The organism is Brevundimonas sp. FV1ye28, from assembly GCF_058681135.1.
The window spans coordinates 2,769,239-2,791,905 of the sequence record NZ_CM178731.1; the positions used below are offsets into that span (position 1 = coordinate 2,769,239).

Here is a 22,667-nt window from a genome sequence, read left to right on the forward strand (position 1 = left end):
GGGGGCGCGTCCTTCTCCGGCGGTCCGCTTCACCGGCCGCCGCATGGAACCAGAAATCTAGGCGGCGGCCGCGGTTTCGGACTCGTCGCCGGCGCCCATCACGGCTTCGATGGCGGCGAAGAGGCTGGCGTGGGTCAGGGGTTTGGCGACGTGGCCGTCCATGCCGGCGGCCAGGCAGCGTGCCGCGTCCTCGGGCATGGCGTCGGCTGTCACCGCCAGGATCGGCGTGCGGGCGCAGGCGCCGTTCAGGGCGCGGATCGCCTGGGTCGCCGCCAGGCCGTCCATGCGCGGCATCCGCACATCCATCAGGATCAGATCATAGGGCGCGGCGGAGGCCATCTCGACAGCCTCGACGCCATCGACCGCTTCGAAAATATCGCAGCCGAGCGGGGCCAGCATCAGGCGGGCGACCTCGCGATTGGTCGGATGGTCGTCGACGATCAGGACGCGCGCCGGCTCGGCCGTTTCGGCCAGGGTCGGGTCGGCGGCCTCGGCGACCGCCGTCTGTTCGGCCAGCGGCAGTGGCAGGCGCACGACGAAGGTCGAACCGGCGCTGGAGGTGCTTTCCAGCGCGATCTGGCCCCCCATGGCGCGGGTCAGGCGATGGGCGACGGCGAGGCCGAGCCCCGCGCCGACATGGTCGCGACTGATGGAATCGTCCGCCTGGACGAAGGCGTCGAAGAGGTTGGGGACCAACTCCGGGGCCACGCCCGGACCGGTGTCGATCACGCGGAAGACGGTCAGCGGCCCCTCGCGTCCGACGCGGACGACCACCTCGCCCTCGGTCGTGAACTTGACCGCGTTGGAGACCAGCCGGTGCAGGATCTGGCGCAGACGTCTCCGATCGGCCAGCACGGGCGCATCGCCTCCCGCCAGGACGTCGAGGCGGATGGGCAGCCGCTTGAACGCCGCGCAATCGCCGCTGGCGGCCGCCACCTGGACCAGCAGGGCCGCCGGATCGATGACGTCCTGGGCCATGACGGCGTCGCCGCGCGACACTTCCAGCACGTCTTCGACCAGGGTCAGGAGCGCGGCGCTGGACCGCTGAATCTCCGCGACCTGGCGGCGGGCCTCCTTGGCCAGACTGGGACGGCGCGACAGCACCTCCGCATAGCCAACGACGCCGTGCAGAGGGGTCCGCATTTCGTGGCTCATCAGGGCGAGGAAACGCGACTTGGCGGCGTCGGCGGCCTCGGCCCGACGGCGAGCGTCCTGGGCGGCCCGGGTGCGGGTCTGGAGGCGCTCGAGCATCCGACGACGCTCCGATACGACGGTCGATACCGGCAAGGCCACGGCGATCAGGCTCAGCAGGAAGCCGTAGAAGACGTTCAACTGGCGCACGACGGTCGGCACATTGGCCAACTCCGGGTCCACGACGAGACGCTGCAAAGTGACGGGGCCATGCCCGGTGACGGTGGCGAATCCGCCGATCAGCGTGACCAGGAGGATGGCGAGGGCCGTGCCGGTGGTCGAGACGCGAAACACCAGCAGCAGCAGGGCCGGGAAGATCAAATAGGTGATCGGCACGGCGGACTGAGAGAAGACGATGACAGAAACCGCCGTCAGCAAACTGACCAGGGCGATGCTTTCCTTGGGGCCGGCCGTCGCGCCGGTGTCCCGGAAGCGATGGCGGCGGGCCAGCAGCAACAGCGTCGGGGTCACCGTCAGAAGGCCCAGAGCCTCCATCGCGAAGTATCGTTGCAAGGTGAAGGCGTAGAGGTCAGGCGAATAGACTTTGATCACGGCGGCGATGGTCACGATGATCAGGGTGACCGTCAGGACGGCGGGCGTCACCGCCGCCAGAGCGAAGCGGACCAGGCGATGAGGACGGCGCAGGTCGAGCGCGGCACCGCAGAAGCGTCTGGCCAGGACGCCGGCGATCAACACCTCGGCGAGGTTCAGCACGGCGTTCAGCCACAGGAATGGCATGGGGTCACCCCGCACCACGTTGCTGGCGAGGTTGACGGCGAAACACACGGCGAGGACGGCGATGGCCTTCTTGCGACGCAGCTGGAGGAAGGCGGCCAGGAGGATGCCGTTGGCGGGCCACATGACGACCGCGCCGAACTCTCGCGCGCTCCACATGCCGATGAGCAGGCTTGCGCAGAACAACGCGACATAGGCCCAGGCCGGAGGTCCCGCCTCGCGTCCTGTCTCGTGGCGGAAGATCCGCCAGCGACCTTGCATCAGTGTCTTCCCCTGCCGCATGAATTGGTCATGCCACCACAAGCGTTAAGGCTGGGTAGAACAGGAATGCGTAATTCCCCTTATAGGGGCAACGTATCGGGCGTCGTGTCGAGGGCGGAAAAGGTTGCACGAAAGGGCTGAAAACGGTGGCGCGTGGACACCCGGCAACAGTCAGGCTTGAGCCCGGCTGCGGACGGTGGACAGTTTCAAAAGGTTAATATAACGCTGTTTAGGCGGCTCGCCCGGCCTTTCAGGACTTCGCCTGACAGGGGAAAAGCGAAGTATCGCAAGGACTTGAGGGGAGCTGAACATGGATCCGATCACATCGATCGCGGCCGCCATGCTGATCTCCGGCGCCGCAGCGTCGGACGGACATGGTTGCCCCGAGGCACCACATTACGGCGACGTCCCGTGCTCGTGCACGCGCGTCGTCGACTTCTACGGCCCATGGACCGGCGGCGGCGCCGGCTGGCCCGGACCGGGCGGCTGGGGCCCCCCGATCAACAACCCGGGACCCGCCATCCACGTGGGTTCGCCCGGCGTGCGCGTGATCGGTCGTCCGATCAACGTGGCCGGCCCGACCATCTACATCGACGGACCCCCGGTCTATGTCGACGCGCCGCCGATCCGCATCGCGCCGGCCCAGATCTACGTCCAGCGTCCGGAAGTCATCGTCCGTCCGTCGGAAATCCTGGTCGAGCCGCCGGAAGTCCACTTCTCGGACTGCGCCGACGGCACCGTCTGCACCCCGGCTTCGAGCCACTAAGCCGACCACGGTCTGAAACGACGAGAGGCCCGGACGGAAGTCCGGGCCTCTTTTCTTTGTGGCGACGGCGCATGCCGGAACTCAGTGCGGATGAAGAGGCGAAGCAGGCTCGGTGGTGCGAGAGCGGGAGAGCTTAGTCCGCGGCCGCTTCGGCTTCGACCCGAGCGACATCGTCCTCTTGTCCAGCCGTCGAAGTGACTTTCGCGGCGGTGGTCTCCGTCGTCGGGGTGGCGCAGTAGTCGCGCGTTTCGCGGGCCAGGCCCATGTAGCCGCCGTCCAGGGCGGTCTTCACCGCCAGGTCGCACTTCTGCTGGCCCAGCAGACGGGCGACCTCGAGGCGAACGGCCTGATAGGCGTCCTGACGGTCACGCAGGGTGCGGGCGGCGCGGCGGTCGTCGGGCAGACACAGAGACATCCAGCCGGCGTCGGCACAGCGGGTGACCAGTTGAGCCTCACGTTCGGTGAGGACACCGCTGTCGATGGGCAGGATCGGTCCAGCTTCCGCCGCGGGTGCAGCTAGGGGCGTGGCCGGCGCGTTCGTCGTCGGCGCGACCGGTACCGGAATGAGCGCCTCGGGCGGCACGGTCTCGGTCTCGACCGATGGCGCGGAGCCCAGGACGGTGGCGGGCGCGTCGGCGACGATATTGGTCCCGGGAACCGGTACGATCAGGATGTCTGGCACTGCATAGCGGCAGACATACCGCCCGTTTTCAAGCGCACAGGATTGCAACGACGCCTGAACCGCCTGGCCGCCTTCGGTCACGGCGACGGGAGGCGCGAGCAGGGGGCTCGCGAACAGGGCGAACATCAGGCTGATCATGGATTCCTCCCGCCGGACGACCCGGCGACGGGGGCGTCGGGCATGCGATCGACAGCCACATTAACCCTTTCGCCGAGGTCGGACCTAGCGAAATCTCAGTCTTCGGCGACCGCCGTTTCGTCGAGGCGGGGCGTCTCGTCCACCAGGCGGGCGTGGTGGCGTTTCTGGCGGCGCTCGACGGCGTAGCTGACCAGCCACAGCGCCATCGCCCAGGCCGCGCCGACGCACCAGCCGGCCATGACGTCCGACGCCCAGTGGGCGCCCAGGTAAACGCGGGTCACGCCGACCAACAGGGCGAAGACCATGCCGACGCCCAGCACGTAGGCCTTGAGCCGCCGCCTGGGGAAGGCGCGCGTCATCATCACCGCGACCGTCAGATAGAACACGGTCGACAACAGAGCGTGACCGGACGGGAAGCTGGCGTTCAAGGTCTCCACCGCCTGGTAGGCGGCCGGCGGGCGCTGGCGCTCGAACACGGCCTTGAGGCCTTCGCTGAGCATCACGCCGCCGGCGAGCCCCACCACCAGCAGCAGGGCCGAGAGGCGCTTTCGCAGAATGAACAGCATCCCGATGGCGACGATGGCGAACAGCCCCAGCACCGCGATCCCGCCCAGGGAGGTGATGTCGGCGGCGGCTTCGTGCAGCCACCAGGGGCCGCGCGGCTGGCCGGCGATCGGCTGCATCCAGTGCAGCACCATCTGGTCAAAGGCCTGGCCGTCGGCCTCGGTCATGTCGTCGGCGATCTCGACGAAGGTCATGATGCCCAGGGTGATGACGGCCAGGGCGCCCAGGGCGGCGAACTCGGCGCGCGCCACGGTGAGCGCACGGCGCAGAAAAGGGACGAGATCGGAAGCTTGCATCGCTCGCCAACGGCCAAGCTGGCCGGCCGTTCCCGATCACGGCTTCGTGAATCCTGTCACAATGGTGCGTCGCACAGCCGTCGCGGCTTTTGCACAGGCTCATCCCCCGTCTCGACGTGATTCGAGACGAATTCCGGCGTCAAGCCCGTTGACCATTGGTTAGGCATCTGCGCCCCATATATTGGTTCGGGGCGTGCTTCGGCCACTAGATGCAGTGGTTGTGGCGCAGGTGGCTTCTCTACGATTTTTGTTCAGGGCGATGACGATTATGGCTGGCGGCGAAGCGTTGAAGACAGTGGAATTCGAGGCGGTTAAGGCTGCGCCGGCGTCCGAAAAGCCCCTTCTGACGGTGGTGAAGAGCCTCGAACTGGACCGGTCGCGCGACGACCTGCTGACCGATTTCGGCAAGAAGACGCTGGAGGATCGCTACCTGCTGGCGGGCGAGAGCTACCAGGACATGTTCGCGCGCGTCTCGACGGCCTATGCCGACGACGCCGACCACGCCCAGCGTGTCTACGACTACATGTCCAAGCTGTGGTTCATGCCCTCGACGCCGGTGCTGTCGAACGGCGGCGCGAACCGTGGCCTGCCGATCTCCTGCTTCCTGAACTCGGTGCAGGACTCACTCGACGGCATCCAGCGCGTCTGGAACGAGAACGTCTCGCTGGCCTCGAACGGCGGCGGCATCGGCACCTACTGGGGCGGTGTCCGCTCCATCGGCGAGAAGGTGAAGGGCGCGGGCCAGACCAGCGGCATCATCCCCTTCATCCGCGTGATGGATTCCCTGACCCTGGCGATCAGCCAAGGCTCGCTGCGTCGCGGTTCGGCGGCGGTGTATCTGGATGTGCACCACCCGGAGATCGAGGAGTTCCTGGAGATCCGCAAACCTTCGGGCGACTTCAACAGGAAGTCTCTGAACCTGCACCATGGCCTGAACATCACCGACGAGTTCATGGAGGCCGTGAAGGCCGGCGCCCAGTTCGGCCTGCGCTCGCCCAAGAACGACGAGGTCCTGCGCTACGTCGACGCCCGCTCGCTGTGGCAGAAGATCCTCGAGATCCGCCTGCAGACCGGCGAGCCCTATCTGATCTTCTCCGACACGGTGAACCGCCAGATGCCCAAGCATCAGCGCGAGCTGGGCCTGAAGGTGAAGCAGTCGAACCTGTGCAGCGAGATCATGCTGCACACCGGCCCCGACCATCTGGGTATCGACCGCACCGCCGTCTGCTGCCTGTCGTCGGTCAACGCCGAGAAGTTCCTGGAGTGGCGCGAAGAGCCCCGCTTCATCGAGGACGTGATGCGCTTCCTGGACAATGTCCTGGAAGACTTCATCACCCGCGCCCCGCCGGAAATGGCCGCCGCCGTCTATTCGGCCAAGCGCGAGCGTTCGGTGGGTCTGGGCCTGATGGGCTTCCACTCCTTCCTGCAGGCGCAGGGCGTGGCGTTCGAGTCCGCCATGGCCAAGTCGTGGAACATGCGTCTGTTCAAACACCTGCGTCGCGAAGCCGACAAGGCCAGCGTCAAACTGGCCGAAGAGAAGGGGCCTTGCGAGGACGCAGCCGATCGCGGCGTCATGGAGCGGTTCAGCCACAAGCTGGCCATCGCCCCGACGGCCTCGATCTCGATCATCTGCGGCGGCACATCGGCCGGTATCGAGCCGATCCCGGCCAACATCTATACCCACAAGACCCTGTCGGGCTCGTTCGCGGTCAAGAACCCCTACCTGGAGAAGCTGCTCGACGGCTACGGCGCCAACACCGACGCGGTCTGGAACTCCATCCTCGAGAACGAGGGTTCGGTCCAGCACCTGACCATGCTGAACGACGACGAGAAGGGGATATTCAAGACCGCCTTCGAACTGGACCAGCGCTGGGTCGTCGAGCTGTCGGCCGACCGCTCGCCGGAAATCTGCCAGGCCCAGTCGATCAACCTGTTCATCCCCGGTGACGTCAACAAGTGGGACCTGCACATGCTGCACTGGCGCGCGTGGGAAACCGGAGTGAAGTCGCTCTACTACCTGCGCTCCAAGTCGGTGCAGCGCGCCGCCTTCGCCGGCGCTGAGGACAAGGCCGAGGTCGAGCCCGATCCGAACCAGCCGGACCTCTTCTCGGCCGCCCCGACCGATTACGACGAGTGCCTGGCCTGCCAATAATCGGGCGCGATTTCGCTACCTGATCCTGACGAGCGGTTCCCTGGGGGAGCCGCTCGTTTGCGTTTGAACGCGGCACCCTGGCCGTTAATCCTCTCCAAGACCCCTGATCGGGGAACCCCTGCGTCAGAACTCGCGTTGCGCGATCATGTCAGGAAGGTGTCGCGAAAATGCGATTGGACTCATTCTCAATCCGGTGCAGGGTGAAGCCTGTTAACGGACTGTGAGGGGACCGTTGATCTATCTGAGGCATCTTGTTCTGAGCGTAATCGCACTGACGGCCACGGCCGTTCCGGTGGGCGCACAGACATGGGTGAACCAGAACTGGTCAGAGACCCAGCAGGAGACCGCCTCCAGCATCACCGCCAGACTGAACGGCCAGGCCGGTTTCAACGTCGCCTCGAGCCGCGATTTCGGCCCCGTCGTCGAGTTCGCCGGCGACTACACGCCGGTCGCGGAGCGTAGCCCTTTCGCCGCTACAACAACCCGCGACGTCTGGCATGAGGCTGAGGGTTACAGCGACCGGCTGAGGCTCCGCGCGCGGGGCGAACTGCGTCGCGCGGACGGTTCGCCCGTGCCGCTGACGCCCATGGATCAGGCCGTGTTCGATGCCGAAGGCTATGAGGTCAGCTACACGCGCGGCTGGACGACGGCGCGCGGCTATACGGCCTCGGGTCTGGAAGTCACCCTGACGCCGCACGTCGGCATCGGCGCGGGCGACCGGGGCGGCACGGCCGAGGCCGGTGCGACCCTGAAGATCGGCTCGAGCGCGGACCGAATCCTGCCGGAAGGCGCAGCTGCATTCGGCGAGCGGGCCCGCTGGTACATCTACGCCGCCGGATCGGGCACGGCCGTCGGCTATAATTTCGCGCGCAACCGCGACGGCCAATACGCCAGCTCCGGCTACAGCCGCGACAGCGGATCCTTCCTCGGCGACGCCTCGATCGGCGTGGCCCTGCGCAAGGGCGACATGCAGGGCTCGTTCGGCCTCGTCTATCGCGAGATCGAGGCCGAGGGCATGACCGGCCATGGCATCGACAACGACGTGTCCGAAGGCCTGGTGGCCTTCCAGCTGTCGATCAAGCCGGAATGGTAGGAGAGAGGCAGTAGAGCTTAGGCAGTAGGCAGTAGGGAAAAACCGCTGTTCGCCGCCACGATGCCCCTTCTACTGCCTACTGCCTACTGCCTACTGCCTTGCCTTCAGATCCAGCCCCGGCGCTTGAAATAGACCAAGGGCGCGACGGCCGAGATCACCATCAGGCCGAGCGCCATCGGATAGCCCTCCATCCAGCGCAGTTCGGGCATGTGCTCGAAATTCATGCCGTAGATCGCCCCGATCAGGGTCGGCGGCATCAACACCGCCGTGAAGATCGAGAACATCTTGAAGATCGAGGACTGCTCGATGTTGATCAGGCCGAGCGCAGCCGAGAGCTGGAAATTGATCCCCGCCGCGATCGACTGGTTGTGCGAGATCAGGCTGGCGGCGTCGCGGCTGAGCGAGCGCAGGTGTTCGCGCGGCTCTTCGGTGTGTTCGAACCAGTCGTCGACGGCGACGAAGGCGAAGACGCGCGCCAGGCCGGCCAGGCTCTGTTCGATGCGGGCATTGGCCATGTGGGCGCGGCCCAGCTTGGTCACCAGGTGTTTGAACCCGACCGTCTTGCCTTCCGTGAAGACGTGGGTCCCGACGCCCTCGACCTTCGCCGCCAGGCCCGACAGGACGTCGGAGGCGCGGTCGATGATCGCCTCCATCAGGTTCAGGAACATGTCGGCCCCGGTGTTGCACAGGGCCGGCTCGCGCTCGAGCTTGTCTGTGAACAGGGTGAAGGGGCGCGGGTCGAAATAGCGGATCGTTACCATCGGCCCCTGGGTCAGGACGAAGGTGACCGGATCGATTCCCGGCAGATCGTCGTCGCCCCGATGCAGGATGTCGGCGGTGACATAGGTGGCCCCGCCCTCGCGATAGAGGCGGCTGGAGGCCTCCAGTTCGCTCATTTCGGCCCGTGTGGGGATGGAGATGCCGAGCGCCTTCTCGACCGCGCGGTCCTCGCCGTGGCTGGGTTCGATCATGTCGATCCACAGGGTGTCGGACGGCATTTCCCAGCCGCCGATGACGTCGATCTCGACCGCCTCGCAGGTGGGCCGGCCCGAACGATAGAGGCGGATCATTCGGGACGCTCGATTGTCGGGGTTGGCCAGGGCCTAGTTTTGCGCCGGAGCGGTCGTGGTGTTGGCGGCGACCTGACGACCCGCGGAATAGGCGTCGCGGGCGCCGTTATAGATGAAGCCGTAGGTCGGATAGACGGTCGAGCCGAGGTCGCGGATCGGGTTGTACCAGACCTTGACCTGGGACCAGTCATTCTGGCCCGAGACGTCGACGACGGTGACGTTTTCCTCGACGCGGCCACGGCTGCCGCCCCAGTTGGCGTGGGTCACGCGGATCACGCGGTCGGTCAGGATGTCGGAGACGACGGCAACATGGCCACGGCTCATGCGGCCTTCGGGGCGGAAGACCAGGACCGAGCCCGTCTCGGGCGCGCGGCCGGTGCGGAAGCGGTCAACAGCCTGATTCCACCAGGTCCAGGCGTCGCCGAAGATATTGATGCCCGAGAACATGCGGGCGAAGGTTACGCACTGCCAGTACGGATCGTCGGCTTTGGCGGGGGCGGGCGACAGGGCGAAAAAGCCCAGGCAAGCGGCAACCAGCGCGGCGGTGATCCGTTTCGTCATGTTGCAAATGTTTCCGACTGTTACGCCCGGCACTATCCCTAGACGATAGTGAACGCGGGGTAAAAGCCCCTTTTCAGGCGAGTTGAGGATCGCCTGTGCGCGCTTTCGCACGATCGGCGCGACGTTGTGCAATGCCGCGAAGCGCCCGCCGGGCGGGGAATTCCACCAAGTGATAGCTGACCGCCGCGACCACCGGCAGCATCAGGAAGACGGCCAGCCACACGAAGAGTTGAAGCTTGTCGCCGCCCCCCGTGAGCCTGGACGCGGCGTTCACGGCCAGCAGTTTCCAAGGCACCACGACCATATAGACCGAGTAGCTGATCTCGCCGAGATAGACGGCCGGCTTTGACGCCAGCCAGCCGGCGCGCGCGTTCGGAAGCGAGGCCAGGGCCAGGATCAGGGCACCGCACAGGGGGACGATGACGGCATCGGGCGCCTGCAGCGAACCGGCGACCGCGATGGCGACGGCAACGCTGCCCGCCAAGAGGCCCGGACGGGGCAGGGTGATCTTGCGATGCATCAGATACAGCGCACAGCCCAGCGCGAAACAGGGGACGATCCGCAGGGCGCCCCAGGCGATGGTGGCCTGGGTCAAGGGGAAGCCGGCCAGCATCTGGAAGACGATGTACAAACCCACGAGGAAGACCACCGCGCCGATGACGGCCGCGATCGGCCGCTCGCGCAGACGCCAGGCACCGAAGGCGAAGACGGGGAACGAGAGGTAGGCGAACCACTCCGCCGAAATAGACCAGGACGGATGGTTCCACCCGGCCACAGGCGCGAAGCCCCAGGCGTGGACCATCAGGATATTGGCCGGCAGGGACGACCAGCTGAGGATGTTGCCGTTGACGTTCATCCCGGCGGCGACCGCGCCGAAGGCCAGAACGCCGACGCCGACCAGGGTGGCGATATGCAGCGGATAGACCCGCGCGATCCGCGCCCACAGGAAGGAGCCGTAGCTGAACCGCTTCTCGCCGTGCGCCGCCAGATAGACGTGGCAGAGGATGAAGCCCGAGAGGACGAAGAACAACTCGACCCCAAGATAGCCCTTGGCCACCAGGTTTGGCATCCAGCTCACGTCCAGATCCGGCCAGAAGGCGAACAGAGCCACCCAGATGGCGGCGCCGAAGCGCAGCGCGGTGAGCGGTCGCAGGTCCTGCGGCGTTTCCAACTGGGTCATTCACCCCATATGCAGCCGACGCGGTTCCAGAACCGTTAAGTGAGCCATGAAAGATTTCGACGTGACCGAACCCGCCCCCCTCCATCAAGGCCTGACCTTCGACGATGTCGCCGCCTCGGCCGCCGCTTCCGCGGACCTGACGGAGGCGCAGGGACAGGTCGCCCTGACCGGGGCGCTCGGCCTGCTGGACCGTCACGCCGCCCGTGAACCGCTGGCCGCCCTCTATGCCGCCGTGCCCGGAGCCGAGGCCGCTGCTCACTCCAAGGCGGCCGAGCGCCCGAAACGCGGCCTGTTCGGCGGCCTCATGGCGTCGGCGGGTGGCGTATCGGGCGCGGCGGTGGCGGAGGCCATGGGGCTGCTGGAACGGCTCAAGCACGACGGCGTGGACAAGGCGGCCCTCAAACGTCTGCTGCCCGCCGCGCGCGAGCGGGTCCGGGCGGCGACGGGTCGGGACCTGCTGGGCGAGGCGGTCAAGAGCGTGCCGGGCGTCGGGCCACTGCTCGGGGACGGCTAAGGCGCCGGCTGGCTCTCCAGGAACGCCACCGAGGCCGCGCAGCCGTTCAGGGTCTGCGAGCCCAGCTCGACGCGCGCGGTCAGGGGATAGATCCGGTCGCTCATCCCGTCCGAGCACTCCGTGGCGATCAGGGTGACGACCAGGGTCGTGCCATCCGCGCCGGCGGCGGCGTAGACGGCCGTGGTCCCCTGGATCGTCGGGCCGGGGTTGGTCGCGGTCACGCCGGGATGATCGACGGCGGTATAGGCCAGGGTCTCGGGCGAGATCTCGACGCCCCAGAAGGGTTCGGTGCCGATGGCGCGAACCGGCTGGTTCAGGTCGACCCCGGCGAGGAGAGAGGGCGGGGCGGGCGCAGGGGCCTCGGCCGGCGCAGGCTCGTTCGCGTTGGAACAGGCGGCGAGGCCAAGCAGGGCCAGGGCGAAAAAGGATGGTGCGAGAACAGGCAGGCGCATCGGATCGGCTCCGGGACGAGGGTCAGGCGGACCATGCCGGGGGCGGGGCCGCTGTTCAATATGCGTCGCGGTCCTCGCCGGGCTCACGCCCAGGATCCAGGGTGTTGTCGACCCCGTCGTCCCAGCCCTCGCGATGCGACTTGAACGCCAGGGCCATGAGCCCCCAGGTCAGGCCCACGGTTCCCGCGACGCCCAGAGCCATGGCGATCCAGCCGTGCAGCGGCAGGTCGCCACCGCCGATGGCGACCCAGAACAGGCCCAGCCCCCAGGTTGCGCAGGCCGATACGGCGAGCGCCAGGAGGACGCGCAGGATCTGACGACGGAAATCGGTCATGGCCCTTGATACCACGGAAAGAGCCTCCGGTGCGCGGTCAGGCTGAGACTGCGATCCGGCGCCGCGCCCGGCGGGTCTGTCGGGCCATCCGGGGGCAGGTCAGGAGCAGCCTGTGCAGGCCCGCGACCACCAAGGCGGTCAAGGCCCAGGACAGCAGTATGTCCGACAGGAAGTGACCGCCGAACGCGATCCGGTTCAGCGACAGGGCCCACCCGTATCCGACCGCGAGCGGCAGGACCCAGGTCCGCAGGCCCGCCGGGCACATCAGCACGATGACGGCGACCATCCAGGCGGCGGACGATCCCTCCCCCGAGACGAAGGAGCAGTTAGACAGGCATTGGTCCGTCATCTGCCAGGCGCGGGTGAAGTCGGCGTCGCCGCCGAAGGTCTCGATCTGGATGGGGCGAGCGCGGCCCCACATCGACTTCAGCACGCCGTTGACGACCACGCCGGACGCGAGCGCGAGGCCGGCGATAAGGACCAGGGCGCGGCGGGCTGGAAGCGTCAATCGACGCGGATCGCGGAGCAGGCCGCCCGCGACGGTCGCGAGCAGCCCGAGCAGCATCAGTCCCATGACCCAGCTGGAGGATTTACGCAGGGCCCTGAGCGCCGGGTCGCTCGACAGGGCGAAGCCGGCGTCCGAATGGAACAGGGCGCTGATGGCCAGGTCGACCCCGGGCAGGGCGATGAAATAGGCGGACAGGACGACCGTGGCGATCAGGGCGACGACGACCGGCTCGCGCAGTCGCAGACCCGCCGCGAGCGTCAATCGGACACGGGTCACGCCCCGGCGCAGGCCGTGGATGGTGACCAGAGGCCGCGCGCGGCGACCTGGGCCGGTGATTGCCTGAATATCCGTCATCGATTCCCCCAAATCGAGCCGCAGGGGTCTGGATGGCTGAATCGTGAGGCGGTCGTGTCACGGAAACATAGGTGTTCGGCGTCTGTCCGGCGTCGTGTTCGTGTAGAGCCGTCCGTGGCCGCATCGCTTATGGCCACGCTTGATCGACTTCACCCGGTCGCGAGGACCGTCTAGACCTCGGACATGCCTGAACTTCCCGAGGTCGAGACGGTCCGACGCGGCCTTGAGCCGGTGCTGGTCGGCGCCCGCCTGACGCGGGTGCGTCAGAACCGCCCGGACCTGCGCTTTCCCTTCCCGGACCGGTTCGTCGAACGGCTGGAAGGCGCCAGTGTCGAGCGGATCGATCGGCGGGCGAAATATCTGCTGGCGGCCCTGTCGACCGGCGAGACCTGGGTCGCCCACCTGGGCATGACCGGCCGGTTCACCGTGGACGGCGAACAGCTGGGCGAGTTCGAGGAGCCGGCGCCGATCGCCGGCAAGCACGAGCACATGAGCTTCTGCGCCTTGCGCGATGGACGCGCCACACGGGTGGGTTTCGCCGACGCCCGCCGGTTCGGATTCATGGGTCTGATCTCCACCGATCAGGTCGAGAGCCATCCGTGGTTCATCGGCATGGGGCCGGAGCCTCTGGGCAATGGCTTTTCCGCCGTCCATCTGGCCGAGGCCTTCGACGGCAAGACGCAGAACATCAAGGTGTCGCTGCTCGACCAGCGGATCGTCGCGGGGCTGGGCAATATCTATGTCTGCGAGGCCCTGTACCGCGCGCGCATCTCGCCGTTGATCGCGGCGGGCAAACTCACAAGGCCCCGGCTCGAGACCCTGACCTCGGTCATCCGCGACGTGCTCAACGACGCCATCGCGGCGGGCGGATCGACGTTGAAGGACTTCGCCAACGCCGAGGGCGGCCAAGGCTATTTCCAGCACCGGTTCGACGTCTACGGCCGCGAGGGCAAGCCTTGCCTGGCCGACGGCTGCACCGGCGTCGTGAAGCGGATCGTCCAGGGCGGACGCTCCACCTTCTATTGCCCGAGTTGCCAGAAGCGATGACCGACCAACGCATCATCCTGTTCCGGGGCATGAACACCGGCGGCGTCCGCGCGCCCGTCGGCGAGCAGCGAGCGATGGCCGCCGAGATGGGGCTCGGCAATCCCCGCACGCTTCAGGCCAGCGGCAATCTGGTGGTAGAGACCGGGATGGCGACGGCGGCGCTGGAAGCCGCGATCGAGACGGAGATGGAGCGTCGCTTCGACGTGAAGATCGCCGCGATGGCCCGCACGCCGCCGCAGTGGACGAAGCTTATCACCGCCAATCCCTTCCCGGAGGAGGCGGCCGCGCATCCGTCGAAGGTCGTGGCCATGGTCATGAAGGACGGGATCAAGCCCGGAGCGTTGGACGCCTGTCGCGCGCTGGCCGCCGGCGGCGAAGCGGTCGAGGCCGTCGACAACATCCTCTATTTCTGGTTCCCCAACGGCCAGGGCGAGAGCGGCATCTTCAAGACGGCCACGCCGAAGATGCTGGGCATGGGCACCGGCCGGAACTGGAACACGGTGTTGAAGCTCGGCGAGATAGTTGGTGTCCTATAACTTCGACCTGATGTAAAAAATAATGGACATTGTGTCCGCTTCATGTGACATCTCCTCAGCCGCCTGTCGCGGTGGGAGGCTGTTCGATGTCGTTTCGCGAGAAACATCTGTGGATCACGGTTCTGACCACTGTCGTGGTCTGGGCCATCTATTTCCGCGAGCTCATCGTTCGGGTGATGGACGGCGGCATGTCCGATCCGAGGTTTCCCATCATCATGGGTGTCGCCTTCGCCGGCGCCGTCTTCGTGGTGTCGGTGATCGAGGTCGCCCTGACCGCCATCGCGACCCTCACGACGCCCAAGGCCGAGCGCGGCATGCGCGACGAGCGCGAGGTCCACGCCGCGCTGAAAGCCAGCCACGTCGCCCTTATGCTGCTGATCGTTCTGGTGATCAGTCTGTCCGTCGCGGCCTATTTCACCGCCCTGGCCGCCCCGACCTTCGGCACGCATCTGGATGTGACGTCTGGCGGGGTTCTGGTGGTCATGGCCAATATCATGGTCGCCTGTATCGTCGTGGCGGAGTTGGTCCGGGCCGGATTGACCCTTGCCCTGCTGCGGGCCCTGCGGTGACCAAGGGGCCGCCGCCGATCCGGAACCGCATCCGCGAGCTGCGCTTCCATGCCGGGGAGATGACCCAGGCGGACCTGGCCACGCGGATCGGCATGACGCGCCAGACCATCGTCGCCATGGAACAGGGCAAATACTCGCCCAGCCTGGAGGCCGCCTTCCGCATCGCCGCGGTCTTCGGCGTCGCGATCACCGAGGTGTTCCAGTGGGAGGGGTGAAGCGCTAGACCGGGGCGAACAGAGGAGCGCCCCATGTCCGACGCCTACGCCAACATCCTGATCGAGCGCCACGCCGACGGATACGCCGTGGTCACCCTGAACCGGCCGGAGGCGCTGAACGCGCTGAACTCGGCCCTGTTCAAGGACATCGCTGACTTCCTGGACGCGGTCGAGCACGATGACGGCGTCCGCTGCCTGATCCTGACCGGCTCGGGCGACAAGGCGTTCGCCGCCGGCGCCGACATCAAGGAAATGGCGGACCAGTCCTATGCCCAGATGTACACGGGCAACTATTTCGCCCTCGGCCACGACCGGATCACCCGGTTCCGCAAGCCCATCATCGCGGCCGTAAATGGTTTCGCCCTGGGCGGCGGCTGCGAGCTGGCCATGCTGTGCGACTTCATCATCGCTTCCGACAAGGCGAAGTTCGGCCAGCCCGAGATCAACCTCGGCGTCGCGCCCGGCATCGGTGGCTCCCAGCGGCTGACGCGTCTGGTCGGCAAGTCCAAGGCCATGGACATGGTCCTGACCGCCCGGATGATGGACGCGGCCGAAGCCGAGCGCGCGGGCCTCGCCTCCCGCGTCTTCCCGCACGACACCCTGCTGGGCGAGGTCCGCAAGATCGCCGCGAAGATCGCCTCCCAGAGCCCGCTGGCCGTCATGGCCAACAAGGAGATGGTCAACGCCGCCCTGGAGACGACCCTGACGCAAGGCGTCCAGTTCGAACGCCGCCTGTTCCACTCCCTGTTCGCCTTCGAGGATCAGAAGGAGGGGATGGCGGCCTTCGTCGAGAAGCGGAAGCCGGAGTTCAAGGGGAAGTGAGGCGGTAGGCAGTAGGCAGTAGGCAATAGGGAGGTGAGCGCGCCAGCGGCGGCCGTGAGCGCTCGCTTTTTTCTTCTAATGCCTACTGCCTACTGCCTATTGCCTCCCTTCCCAGACTCCACTTGCCCCCCTGACCCTGTTCCGCTATAGCCGCCCGCTCTTGAAGATTTTCCGCGCCGTGGACGGGTGTCTGCGGCGTTTCCGTTGATAGGTTTGACGATGGCCAACAATCCCGGCGCCAAGAAAGCGATCCGCAAGATCGCCGCGCGTACCGAAGTGAACAAGTCGCGCCGCACGCGCGTTCGCACCTTCCTGCGCAAGTTCCAGGAAGCCGTGACGGGTGGCGACGCCGCCGCCGCTCAGGGCGCTTTCGTGGAGGCGCAATCCGAGCTGATGCGCGCCGTCACCAAGGGCGTCGTTCACAAGAACACGGGCTCGCGCAAGGTGTCTCGCCTGCACGCCCAACTGAAGAAAATGTCGGCCGCCTAAGCCTCTAGGTACGACTACGTACACAGGCCGGCCGCGGGTGGGTTTCACGCATCCGTCATGCGAAAATACAGTGATTTCAACGGCGAGTGGGCGCAAGCTTACTCGCCGTTTCGCCGTGTGCGGATAAGTCTCCACACGGGAATTCGGGTTCGCCGAACAGGCGAACCGGGCATTTTCTCAAGCGGGATTTGGCTTTAGCGGAGTCAAACAATTTAACTGCGAATCGGCTCGCGAATCAGCGTTGACCGGGGCCGCGCCGGGCGTAAGTTTTGGCCTCTAACGCACTTCCATCCCCACACGGATGAAGACGGAGCGGGGGCGAACCCCTGCGCCGGCGGGAGAAGTCTGTCCGAGAGGTCGACCCCAATTTCTGAAGCCCCCGCTTCAGAGATCAGGAGAACTCGACCCCGCGACAGGCCGACCCGGCGATGGGTCGGAGCCAGACGGCTTCGGCGTGGCATGAATTTTTACGGCGGGTTGTACGGACGATGGGGGGCTTGGCGTTGGCGAACATGACGGACCCGGACCGGATCTGGAACGAGGCTTCGGTGAAGCTTCGCGCGGAGATCGGCGATGGCCCGTTCAGCTCCTATATCGCGCCGTCGGCGGTGCGGATCGACAGCGCCGGCCAGCTGATCCTCGTCACCCCGACCGGCTATGCGCGCGACTGGGTGCGCAAGAACGCCCTGCGTCGTCTGAACGAGCTGTGGCTGGGCCTGGACGGCCTGTCGCGCCGTCTGGAGGTCCGTTGCCGCGCCGAGGTGGGTTCGCCCCCGCCTGCGTCCGCCGTGACCCTCCAGGCCCTCTCGGCGGCCCCCGGAGAGCCTTCCGTCGCCCCGACGGTGCCACCGGTTACCGACGGCGCCCGCGCCGTGCGCGCGGCGGGCCTGCAGGAACGCCTGACCTTCGACAGCTTCGTCGAGGGCCAGGGCAACGCCTTCGCCCTGGCCATCGCCCGCCAGACGGCGTCGTGGGCCGACGGCCACTTCAACCCGATCTTCTTCTGCGGACCCTATGGCTACGGCAAGACCCACCTGCTGAACGCCATCGCCTGGGAGGCGCAGCGCCTGCGCCCCGACGCCAAGGTCGTCTACCTGACCGCCGAACGGTTCCTGTCGACCTTCGTCAAGGCGATGCAGGACCGCTCGACCGCCGCCTTCAAGGAAAGCCTGCGTAGCGCCGACATGCTGCTGCTGGACGACGTCCAGTTCGTGGGCGGCAAGGCCTCGACCCAGGAAGAGCTGCTGTCGACGCTGACGGCCCTGATCGAGGACGGCAAACGGATAGTCCTCTCGGCCGACCGTCCGCCCATGGCCCTGACCGAGGTCGAGCCGCGCCTGCGCAGTCACCTGGCCGCCGGCCTGACCTGCCCGGTCGAGCCCGCCGACCGCGCCCTGAAGATCGCGGTGGCGCAGAACCGCCTGAACGCCTTCGCCAGGATGGGCGTGGTGTCGGGCGAGGCATCGCGCGAGGTCCTGGAACAGGTCGTCGATCGCACGCCCGGTTCGGTGCGTGAGCTCGAAGGCGCCGTGAACACCCTGGCCGCCGCAGCCGGATCGCGGCTGTCGTCCCTGGGCGTCGAAGAGACCCTGACCCTGCTGGGCTCGGCCCTGCGCGGAGGCCCCGAGCGCCGCATCACCGTGGACGAGATCCAGAAGACGGTGGCCGAGCATTTCAACATGAAACAGGCGGACCTCTTGTCGGAGCGCCGCACCCGCGCCGTGGCCCGTCCGCGCCAGATCGCCATGTGGCTGTGCAAACAGCACACGACCCGCTCCTATCCCGACATCGGCCGTCGCTTCGGCGGGCGCGACCACACCACGGTCCTGCACGGCGTGCGCAAGATCGAGGAGCTGATGCCCCAGGACGACCAGATCGCCCGCGACGTCGAGGCCCTGACGCGCAAGTTGCGGGGCTGACTTCGGCGGCCTTTGCGTCTTCGGCCGGCACTGTTGGCAGTCTCGGCGGTCCACGGCCCGAAGATTTTGCAGTTCACGGGTTCGCAGATTAGCAGTCAGACACTGCTGGTTGACGGTCTCATTTCTCACCGTGCACCCCGGCGAAAGCCGGGGTCCAGACGGCGAAAACCGTCATTGGATGGACCTCCGGATGCGCCATCCCGGCAGCCTTCTTCCGTGATCTGGACCCCGGCCTTCGCCGGGGTGCAAGGGTGTAAAGCCGTGCAGGCGCTTAGAGCGTCAGTTCGCCCTCGTCCTCACCGTCCCAGTAGGCGATCCGGTTGGCGTGGGCCTTGATCAGGACCAGACCGGGCGTCTCGACGCCTTGGGGGAACCAGCGGTCGAGACCCTTGGTCCAGTGGGCCTGGAACTCGGCCTTGTCGCGGATCAGCTCGGCCGTGGCCTCGACGGCGATGAAGATGCCCGGCTTGCCCAGCAGTCCCTTGTCGCCGGTCAGGGTCAGACCCACGATCGGATCGGCAGCGATGTCGGTGACCATGCCTGCGTCCTCGGTGGTGAAGAACCAGCTCTCGCCGTCGTAATCGACCTCGCCGTTGTTGCTCATCGGCCGGGACGTCAGGGCACCGGAGGCGGTGCGGGTCGTCAGCATGGTGAAGTCGATGCTGCGCATCTTCTTCGACAGCTCTTTGAGGATCAGTTTCATCGGGGCATCCTTTGTTGCCCCGACCAAACCCCCAACCCGCCGGTATGATCCCGCGTCAGGACCGCGCGGGGATATTCAGTCCGCGCCCGACCGCCGGACGGGCCAGGCACCGCTCGACCCAGGCGGGCACGGCCTTGAGCGTCCCATAGTCCACCAGGTCGCCCGCGCCGTAGAAGGTCACGAGGTTGTTCACCCAGCCGATCAGCGAGATGTCGGCGATGGTGAAGTCGTCGCCCATGATGAAGGCGCGGTCATTCAGCCGGCCCTCGAGCACCCCCAGCAGGCGTTTGGCCTCGGCGGCGTAGCGATCGCGCGGACGCTTGTCGTCGTAGTCCTTGCCGGCGAACTTGTGGAAGAAGCCGAGCTGGCCGAACATCGGACCCACGGCACCCATCTGCCAGAAGACCCACTGCAGGGTCTCGTAACGGGCGGCCGGATCGGCCGGGATCAGCTTGCCGGTCTTGTCGGCGAGGTAGACCAGGATGGCACCGGATTCCCACAGTCCCATCGGTTTCCCGCCCGGACCGTCGGGATCCAGGATCGCCGGGATCTTGCCGTTGGGGTTCAGCGACAGATAGTCGGGCGTCCAGGTCTCGTTCTTCATGATGTCCACCAGGTGGACCTCATAGGGCAGGCCGATCTCTTCCAGCATGATCGAGGCCTTCACCCCGTTGGGCGTGGGCAGGCCGTAGTACTGCAGGACCGTGGGATCCTTGGCCGGGTACTGGTTTGTGATCGGGAAGGCGGAGAGGTCGGCCATGGGACACCGTCGCGGTTGCTGTTAGCCGGCATGTCGGGTCGCGGCCTGTCCGCCGCAAGGGGCATGGCGTGGCGGCTTCACGTGCCTGTGTACGCCGTCAGACATTGTCGGGTTGTCGTCCGGGCTCAAGCGGGGCCTTATCGGCCGTCAACAAAGAGGAGGCGCCCGATGGCCCACAAGTTCGAAGTCTACAAGGACAAGGCAGGCGAGTTCCGCGTCCGGTTCAAATACAATTCCGAAGTCATCTTCTCGACCGAGGGCTACTCCGACAAGTCGGGCGCCAAGCGCGCGATCGAGTCGATCAAGAAGCACGTCGGCGACGCCGAGACCGTCGACGTCGAGTAGTTCGTTTCAAGATCGTAGTTTTACCTCTCTCACTCAGGCGACGATGGGGCCATTAGAGTAAAGGGGGCTCGCGCATGGGCGGCCCCCTGCTTTGCATGCGTTCGCTTCGAAGGCTTTCGACCCCGACGGAACGGCAACGCTTGGCCGTTGAATGAATTCCACAACAGGAGTTCGTCATGAAGCGTATCGTCTGCCTTACCGCCATGGTTCTGATAGCTGCCCCCGGAACGGGTGTAGCGCACGAGCGAAGCCTGCAGAGCCTGCCCCTGGGAGATGGGAGGCTCAGCGACAAAGCGGTCGCCGGGCATGTCTATGCCTGTCAAACCCAATTTAGGACCGGCGGGGCGCGTCATGACGGGCCTTGGATTCATGGCGAGACCTGGAACCCTCTGGAGAAACCCAGGGTCGAAGGGCGGGTGATGTGGCCGGAGGCCGAATTCAGCCTGACGGATCAAGAACAGAGCCAGCGTGCCCAGGGCAACGGCCTGCCGGTCGGACAGCCGACAGGCGTCTTTCCCATCACGCCCGATCAGCCAGTCTATCAGTACGACACCAATCCGAATAGGATCGTGGCTCAGACGCTGGACTTCAATATCCCTGCCCAGCCCCAGCGGGCGCCCTCGCCCCAGTGCCTGCCGATGGGAATGATCGGTTTCGCCCTGACCGGGGTCGCATTCTACAATGCCCTGGACGCCGCCGGTCTGGATGCGGCCGCCCACGAGATTCAGGACCTTTGCGACGGCCACCCGCAAGGGCGTGGCCAGTATCACTATCATAGCTCTTCGCCCTGCATTCCGGGGGCCGAGCGCAATGAGGTCGTGGGTTGGGCTCTGGACGGATATCCCATCATGGGCATGGTCGATGCGACCGGCGCCACCCTGGTCAACGCCGATCTCGACGACTGCCACGGACGGGCGGAGCAGGTAGTCGTGGGCGATCGAACCTATGACTACGCCTACCGCCTGACCCGCGAATATCCCTATGTGATGGGCTGTTTCACCGGTCGGGTCGCCGAGGAGACGCAGCAGTCGATCCGGGATGGGCAGGCACCACGCCAGAACGACAACCCAAGACGCCTCAGACAGCGTTCCGGCGGCTGAGCGTCCCGTCGATCGATCAGTCCGGCTCGCGCTCGCCGGTCTCCTGCGGGGGGTAGGCGAGCAGCCAGCCATCCGACAGGTGCAGGTCCGGCACGGCCTCTTTCGTGAACGGCAGATACCAGGTCTGGCCGCCGGCGACGGGGGTGATCTCCAGCATGTCGTCGGCGCCGAAATTCTGGACGGCCTTGACCGTGCCGAGCACGACGCCCTCGCCGTCGCGGGCCTCCACGCCGATCAGGTCGGCGAGATAGAACTCGTCCTCCTGCGGCTCTGGGAAGGCGTCGCGCGGGACGTAGAGTTTCAGGTTGCGGAGGGCGTCGGCCTCTTCCTTGGTGGCGATTTCCTTGGCCCGGCCGACGACCCCGTCCTTGGTCGCGCGCGTCTGCGTCAGGGTCAGGCCGTGCGACCCGTCGGCGCGCAGCAGGGGTCCATAGGTCGTCAGCGCCAGCGGATCGGCCGTATAGGCCGTGATCCGCACCTCGCCCTTGACCCCGAACCCGCCGGAGACATGGCCTACGAGGATGAGTTTCTGATCGTTTGCCATCACCAAATCTCCGTTCATCCCGGCCCCGGGTCCGGCTCGGCCGGCCCGAGGATAGCCAAGGGCCGGGATCCAGAACCGCGCACGGTCTCTGGATAGCAGAAGGGCAGTGCTCGATGTCGAACACTGCCCTTCGTCATCTGTACCCCGGCTTTCGCCGAGGTGCACGGTGAGGTTTTAGGCCTCGGTCTTCTCTTCTTCGCCGGCGTCAGCAGCCGGGGCTTCAGCGGCGGCTTCTTCGGCAGGAGCGTCTTCAGCAGCGGCTTCCGGAGCGGCGTCTTCAGCCGGGGCTTCTTCGACCGGAGGCGCGTTCTTGGCGGCCTCTGCGGCTTCGGCAGCTTCCTGCTTGGCGCGCTCGGCGGCTTCGGCGGCTTCTACCTTGGCTGCAGCCTCTGCTTCCGCGCGGTCGGCTTCGCGCTGGGCGCGCTCGGCGGTGCGTTCCTGGGCCTTCTTGCCCGGGGCGCCCTTGTTCGGGTTGTTCGACTGGGTCCACTTGACCTTGCCGGTCAGGGCTTCGTCGGTGCTCTGCGAGATGAAGCGCGCGACGCGGTCGGTCGGCTGGGCGCCCTTGGCGAGCCATTCCGAAATGCGGTCGGCCTTCAGGGTGACGCGCGGCTTGTCGCCGTCCTTGGCGAGCATCGGGTTGTAGGTGCCGACGCGCTCGATGAACTTGCCGTCACGGGGAGCGTGGGAATCGGCAACGACGATGTAGTAGTAGGGGCGCTTCTTGGCGCCGCCGCGGGCCAGACGAATCTTCAGCATTTCGGTCT

At 66.5% G+C, this 22,667-nt stretch carries 26 protein-coding genes; 13 read left to right on the forward strand and 13 right to left on the reverse strand.

What is annotated here, in order from left to right; all coding sequences use genetic code 11:
- Positions 1–57: 57 nt before the first annotated feature.
- The gene (locus ACW171_RS13625; protein WP_492093893.1) at positions 58–2,208 is read right to left on the reverse strand and encodes a hybrid sensor histidine kinase/response regulator; all 2,151 of its coding nucleotides are present in this window, start codon (positions 2,206–2,208) and stop codon (positions 58–60) included.
- A gap of 289 nt (positions 2,209–2,497) precedes the next feature.
- Here ACW171_RS13625 and ACW171_RS13630 point away from each other — a divergent pair, with 289 nt between their 5' ends.
- Positions 2,498–2,953: a hypothetical protein gene (locus tag ACW171_RS13630; RefSeq protein WP_492093894.1), complete on the forward strand. Its 456-nt coding sequence runs from the start codon at positions 2,498–2,500 to the stop codon at positions 2,951–2,953.
- Positions 2,954–3,086: 133 nt separating this feature from the next.
- On the opposite strand, the gene ACW171_RS13635 is transcribed toward ACW171_RS13630, so the two are convergent.
- Entirely contained in the window at positions 3,087–3,773 is a 687-nt protein-coding gene (locus ACW171_RS13635) for a hypothetical protein (protein WP_492093895.1), read from the reverse strand.
- Positions 3,774–3,868: 95 nt separating this feature from the next.
- Positions 3,869–4,633: a phosphatase PAP2 family protein gene (locus tag ACW171_RS13640; RefSeq protein WP_492093896.1), complete on the reverse strand. Its 765-nt coding sequence runs from the start codon at positions 4,631–4,633 to the stop codon at positions 3,869–3,871.
- A 259-nt stretch (positions 4,634–4,892) separates the two neighbouring features.
- Here ACW171_RS13640 and ACW171_RS13645 point away from each other — a divergent pair, with 259 nt between their 5' ends.
- Both ACW171_RS13645 and ACW171_RS13650 read left to right on the forward strand, forming a co-directional pair.
- Positions 4,893–6,785 (forward strand): ribonucleoside-diphosphate reductase subunit alpha, encoded by a 1,893-nt coding sequence (locus ACW171_RS13645; protein WP_492093897.1) that lies wholly within the window; start codon positions 4,893–4,895, stop codon positions 6,783–6,785.
- Positions 6,786–7,017: 232 nt separating this feature from the next.
- Complete coding sequence (locus ACW171_RS13650; protein WP_492093898.1) at positions 7,018–7,878, forward strand: lipid A-modifier LpxR family protein; 861 nt, start codon at positions 7,018–7,020, stop codon at positions 7,876–7,878.
- Between the two features lie 104 nt (positions 7,879–7,982).
- Here ACW171_RS13650 and ACW171_RS13655 read toward each other — a convergent pair whose 3' ends face one another.
- The 3 genes from ACW171_RS13655 to ACW171_RS13665 form a co-directional block, all read right to left on the reverse strand.
- Complete coding sequence (locus tag ACW171_RS13655; protein ID WP_492093899.1) at positions 7,983–8,948, reverse strand: magnesium transporter CorA family protein; 966 nt, start codon at positions 8,946–8,948, stop codon at positions 7,983–7,985.
- 33 nt (positions 8,949–8,981) lie between these two features.
- Positions 8,982–9,509 (reverse strand): CHAP domain-containing protein, encoded by a 528-nt coding sequence (locus ACW171_RS13660; RefSeq protein ID WP_492093900.1) that lies wholly within the window; start codon positions 9,507–9,509, stop codon positions 8,982–8,984.
- 73 nt (positions 9,510–9,582) lie between these two features.
- Positions 9,583–10,689 (reverse strand): acyltransferase family protein, encoded by a 1,107-nt coding sequence (locus ACW171_RS13665; RefSeq protein WP_492093901.1) that lies wholly within the window; start codon positions 10,687–10,689, stop codon positions 9,583–9,585.
- A 46-nt stretch (positions 10,690–10,735) separates the two neighbouring features.
- On the opposite strand from ACW171_RS13665, the gene ACW171_RS13670 reads away from it, so the two are divergent.
- Positions 10,736–11,203, forward strand: a complete 468-nt coding sequence (locus tag ACW171_RS13670; RefSeq protein ID WP_492093902.1) for a hypothetical protein — start codon at positions 10,736–10,738, stop codon at positions 11,201–11,203.
- On the opposite strand, the gene ACW171_RS13675 is transcribed toward ACW171_RS13670, so the two are convergent.
- From ACW171_RS13675 to ACW171_RS13685, 3 genes are read right to left on the reverse strand one after another with little or no spacing between them, the layout of a single operon-like run.
- Positions 11,200–11,655 carry a COG3650 family protein gene (locus tag ACW171_RS13675; protein WP_492093903.1) on the reverse strand — a complete coding sequence of 152 codons (456 nt, stop codon included), beginning with the start codon at positions 11,653–11,655 and terminating at the stop codon, positions 11,200–11,202. The two genes, ACW171_RS13670 and ACW171_RS13675, sit on opposite strands and share 4 nt — an antisense overlap.
- 55 nt (positions 11,656–11,710) lie before the next feature.
- A complete protein-coding gene (locus ACW171_RS13680; RefSeq protein WP_492093904.1) occupies positions 11,711–11,989 on the reverse strand; it encodes a hypothetical protein in 279 nt (92 codons plus the stop codon).
- Between the two features lie 37 nt (positions 11,990–12,026).
- Complete coding sequence (locus tag ACW171_RS13685) at positions 12,027–12,851, reverse strand: phosphatase PAP2 family protein (RefSeq protein WP_492093905.1); 825 nt, start codon at positions 12,849–12,851, stop codon at positions 12,027–12,029.
- A 183-nt stretch (positions 12,852–13,034) separates the two neighbouring features.
- Here ACW171_RS13685 and mutM point away from each other — a divergent pair, with 183 nt between their 5' ends.
- The 7 genes from mutM (at position 13,035) to dnaA (ending at position 18,448) form a co-directional block, all read left to right on the forward strand.
- Positions 13,035–13,898, forward strand: a complete 864-nt coding sequence (mutM, locus tag ACW171_RS13690; protein WP_492093906.1) for a bifunctional DNA-formamidopyrimidine glycosylase/DNA-(apurinic or apyrimidinic site) lyase — start codon at positions 13,035–13,037, stop codon at positions 13,896–13,898.
- Entirely contained in the window at positions 13,895–14,434 is a 540-nt protein-coding gene (locus ACW171_RS13695) for a DUF1697 domain-containing protein (RefSeq protein WP_492093907.1), read from the forward strand. The genes mutM and ACW171_RS13695 overlap by 4 nt, the downstream gene beginning before the upstream one ends.
- An 86-nt stretch (positions 14,435–14,520) precedes the next feature.
- Positions 14,521–15,003: a hypothetical protein gene (locus ACW171_RS13700; protein WP_492093908.1), complete on the forward strand. Its 483-nt coding sequence runs from the start codon at positions 14,521–14,523 to the stop codon at positions 15,001–15,003.
- Complete coding sequence (locus ACW171_RS13705) at positions 15,000–15,218, forward strand: helix-turn-helix transcriptional regulator (protein ID WP_298159282.1); 219 nt, start codon at positions 15,000–15,002, stop codon at positions 15,216–15,218. Before ACW171_RS13700 ends, ACW171_RS13705 begins: the two co-directional genes overlap by 4 nt.
- Positions 15,219–15,251: 33 nt before the next feature.
- The gene (locus tag ACW171_RS13710) at positions 15,252–16,040 is read left to right on the forward strand and encodes an enoyl-CoA hydratase-related protein (protein ID WP_492093909.1); all 789 of its coding nucleotides are present in this window, start codon (positions 15,252–15,254) and stop codon (positions 16,038–16,040) included.
- A gap of 219 nt (positions 16,041–16,259) precedes the next feature.
- Positions 16,260–16,529 (forward strand): 30S ribosomal protein S20, encoded by a 270-nt coding sequence (gene rpsT / locus ACW171_RS13715; RefSeq protein WP_298159288.1) that lies wholly within the window; start codon positions 16,260–16,262, stop codon positions 16,527–16,529.
- 512 nt (positions 16,530–17,041) lie between these two features.
- The gene (gene dnaA, locus ACW171_RS13720; protein WP_492093910.1) at positions 17,042–18,448 is read left to right on the forward strand and encodes a chromosomal replication initiator protein DnaA; all 1,407 of its coding nucleotides are present in this window, start codon (positions 17,042–17,044) and stop codon (positions 18,446–18,448) included.
- Positions 18,449–18,719: 271 nt separating this feature from the next.
- Here the strand turns inward: dnaA and ACW171_RS13725 are convergent, their stop codons facing one another.
- Both ACW171_RS13725 and ACW171_RS13730 read right to left on the reverse strand, forming a co-directional pair.
- Positions 18,720–19,151: a pyridoxamine 5'-phosphate oxidase family protein gene (locus ACW171_RS13725; protein WP_492093911.1), complete on the reverse strand. Its 432-nt coding sequence runs from the start codon at positions 19,149–19,151 to the stop codon at positions 18,720–18,722.
- Positions 19,152–19,206: 55 nt separating this feature from the next.
- On the reverse strand, positions 19,207–19,911 hold the full coding sequence (locus ACW171_RS13730) for a glutathione binding-like protein (RefSeq protein ID WP_492093912.1): 705 nt from the start codon (positions 19,909–19,911) through the stop codon (positions 19,207–19,209).
- 168 nt (positions 19,912–20,079) lie between these two features.
- Here ACW171_RS13730 and ACW171_RS13735 point away from each other — a divergent pair, with 168 nt between their 5' ends.
- Positions 20,080–20,256, forward strand: a complete 177-nt coding sequence (locus ACW171_RS13735; RefSeq protein WP_492093913.1) for a YegP family protein — start codon at positions 20,080–20,082, stop codon at positions 20,254–20,256.
- A 176-nt stretch (positions 20,257–20,432) separates the two neighbouring features.
- Complete coding sequence (locus ACW171_RS13740) at positions 20,433–21,356, forward strand: YHYH protein (RefSeq protein ID WP_492093914.1); 924 nt, start codon at positions 20,433–20,435, stop codon at positions 21,354–21,356.
- Positions 21,357–21,372: 16 nt separating this feature from the next.
- Here the strand turns inward: ACW171_RS13740 and rimM are convergent, their stop codons facing one another.
- Together rimM and rpsP are read right to left on the reverse strand one after the other, a co-directional pair.
- The gene (gene rimM / locus ACW171_RS13745; RefSeq protein ID WP_492096634.1) at positions 21,373–21,906 is read right to left on the reverse strand and encodes a ribosome maturation factor RimM; all 534 of its coding nucleotides are present in this window, start codon (positions 21,904–21,906) and stop codon (positions 21,373–21,375) included.
- 168 nt (positions 21,907–22,074) lie between these two features.
- On the reverse strand, positions 22,075–22,659 hold the full coding sequence (gene rpsP, locus ACW171_RS13750) for a 30S ribosomal protein S16 (RefSeq protein WP_492093915.1): 585 nt from the start codon (positions 22,657–22,659) through the stop codon (positions 22,075–22,077).
- Positions 22,660–22,667: the final 8 nt, after the last annotated feature.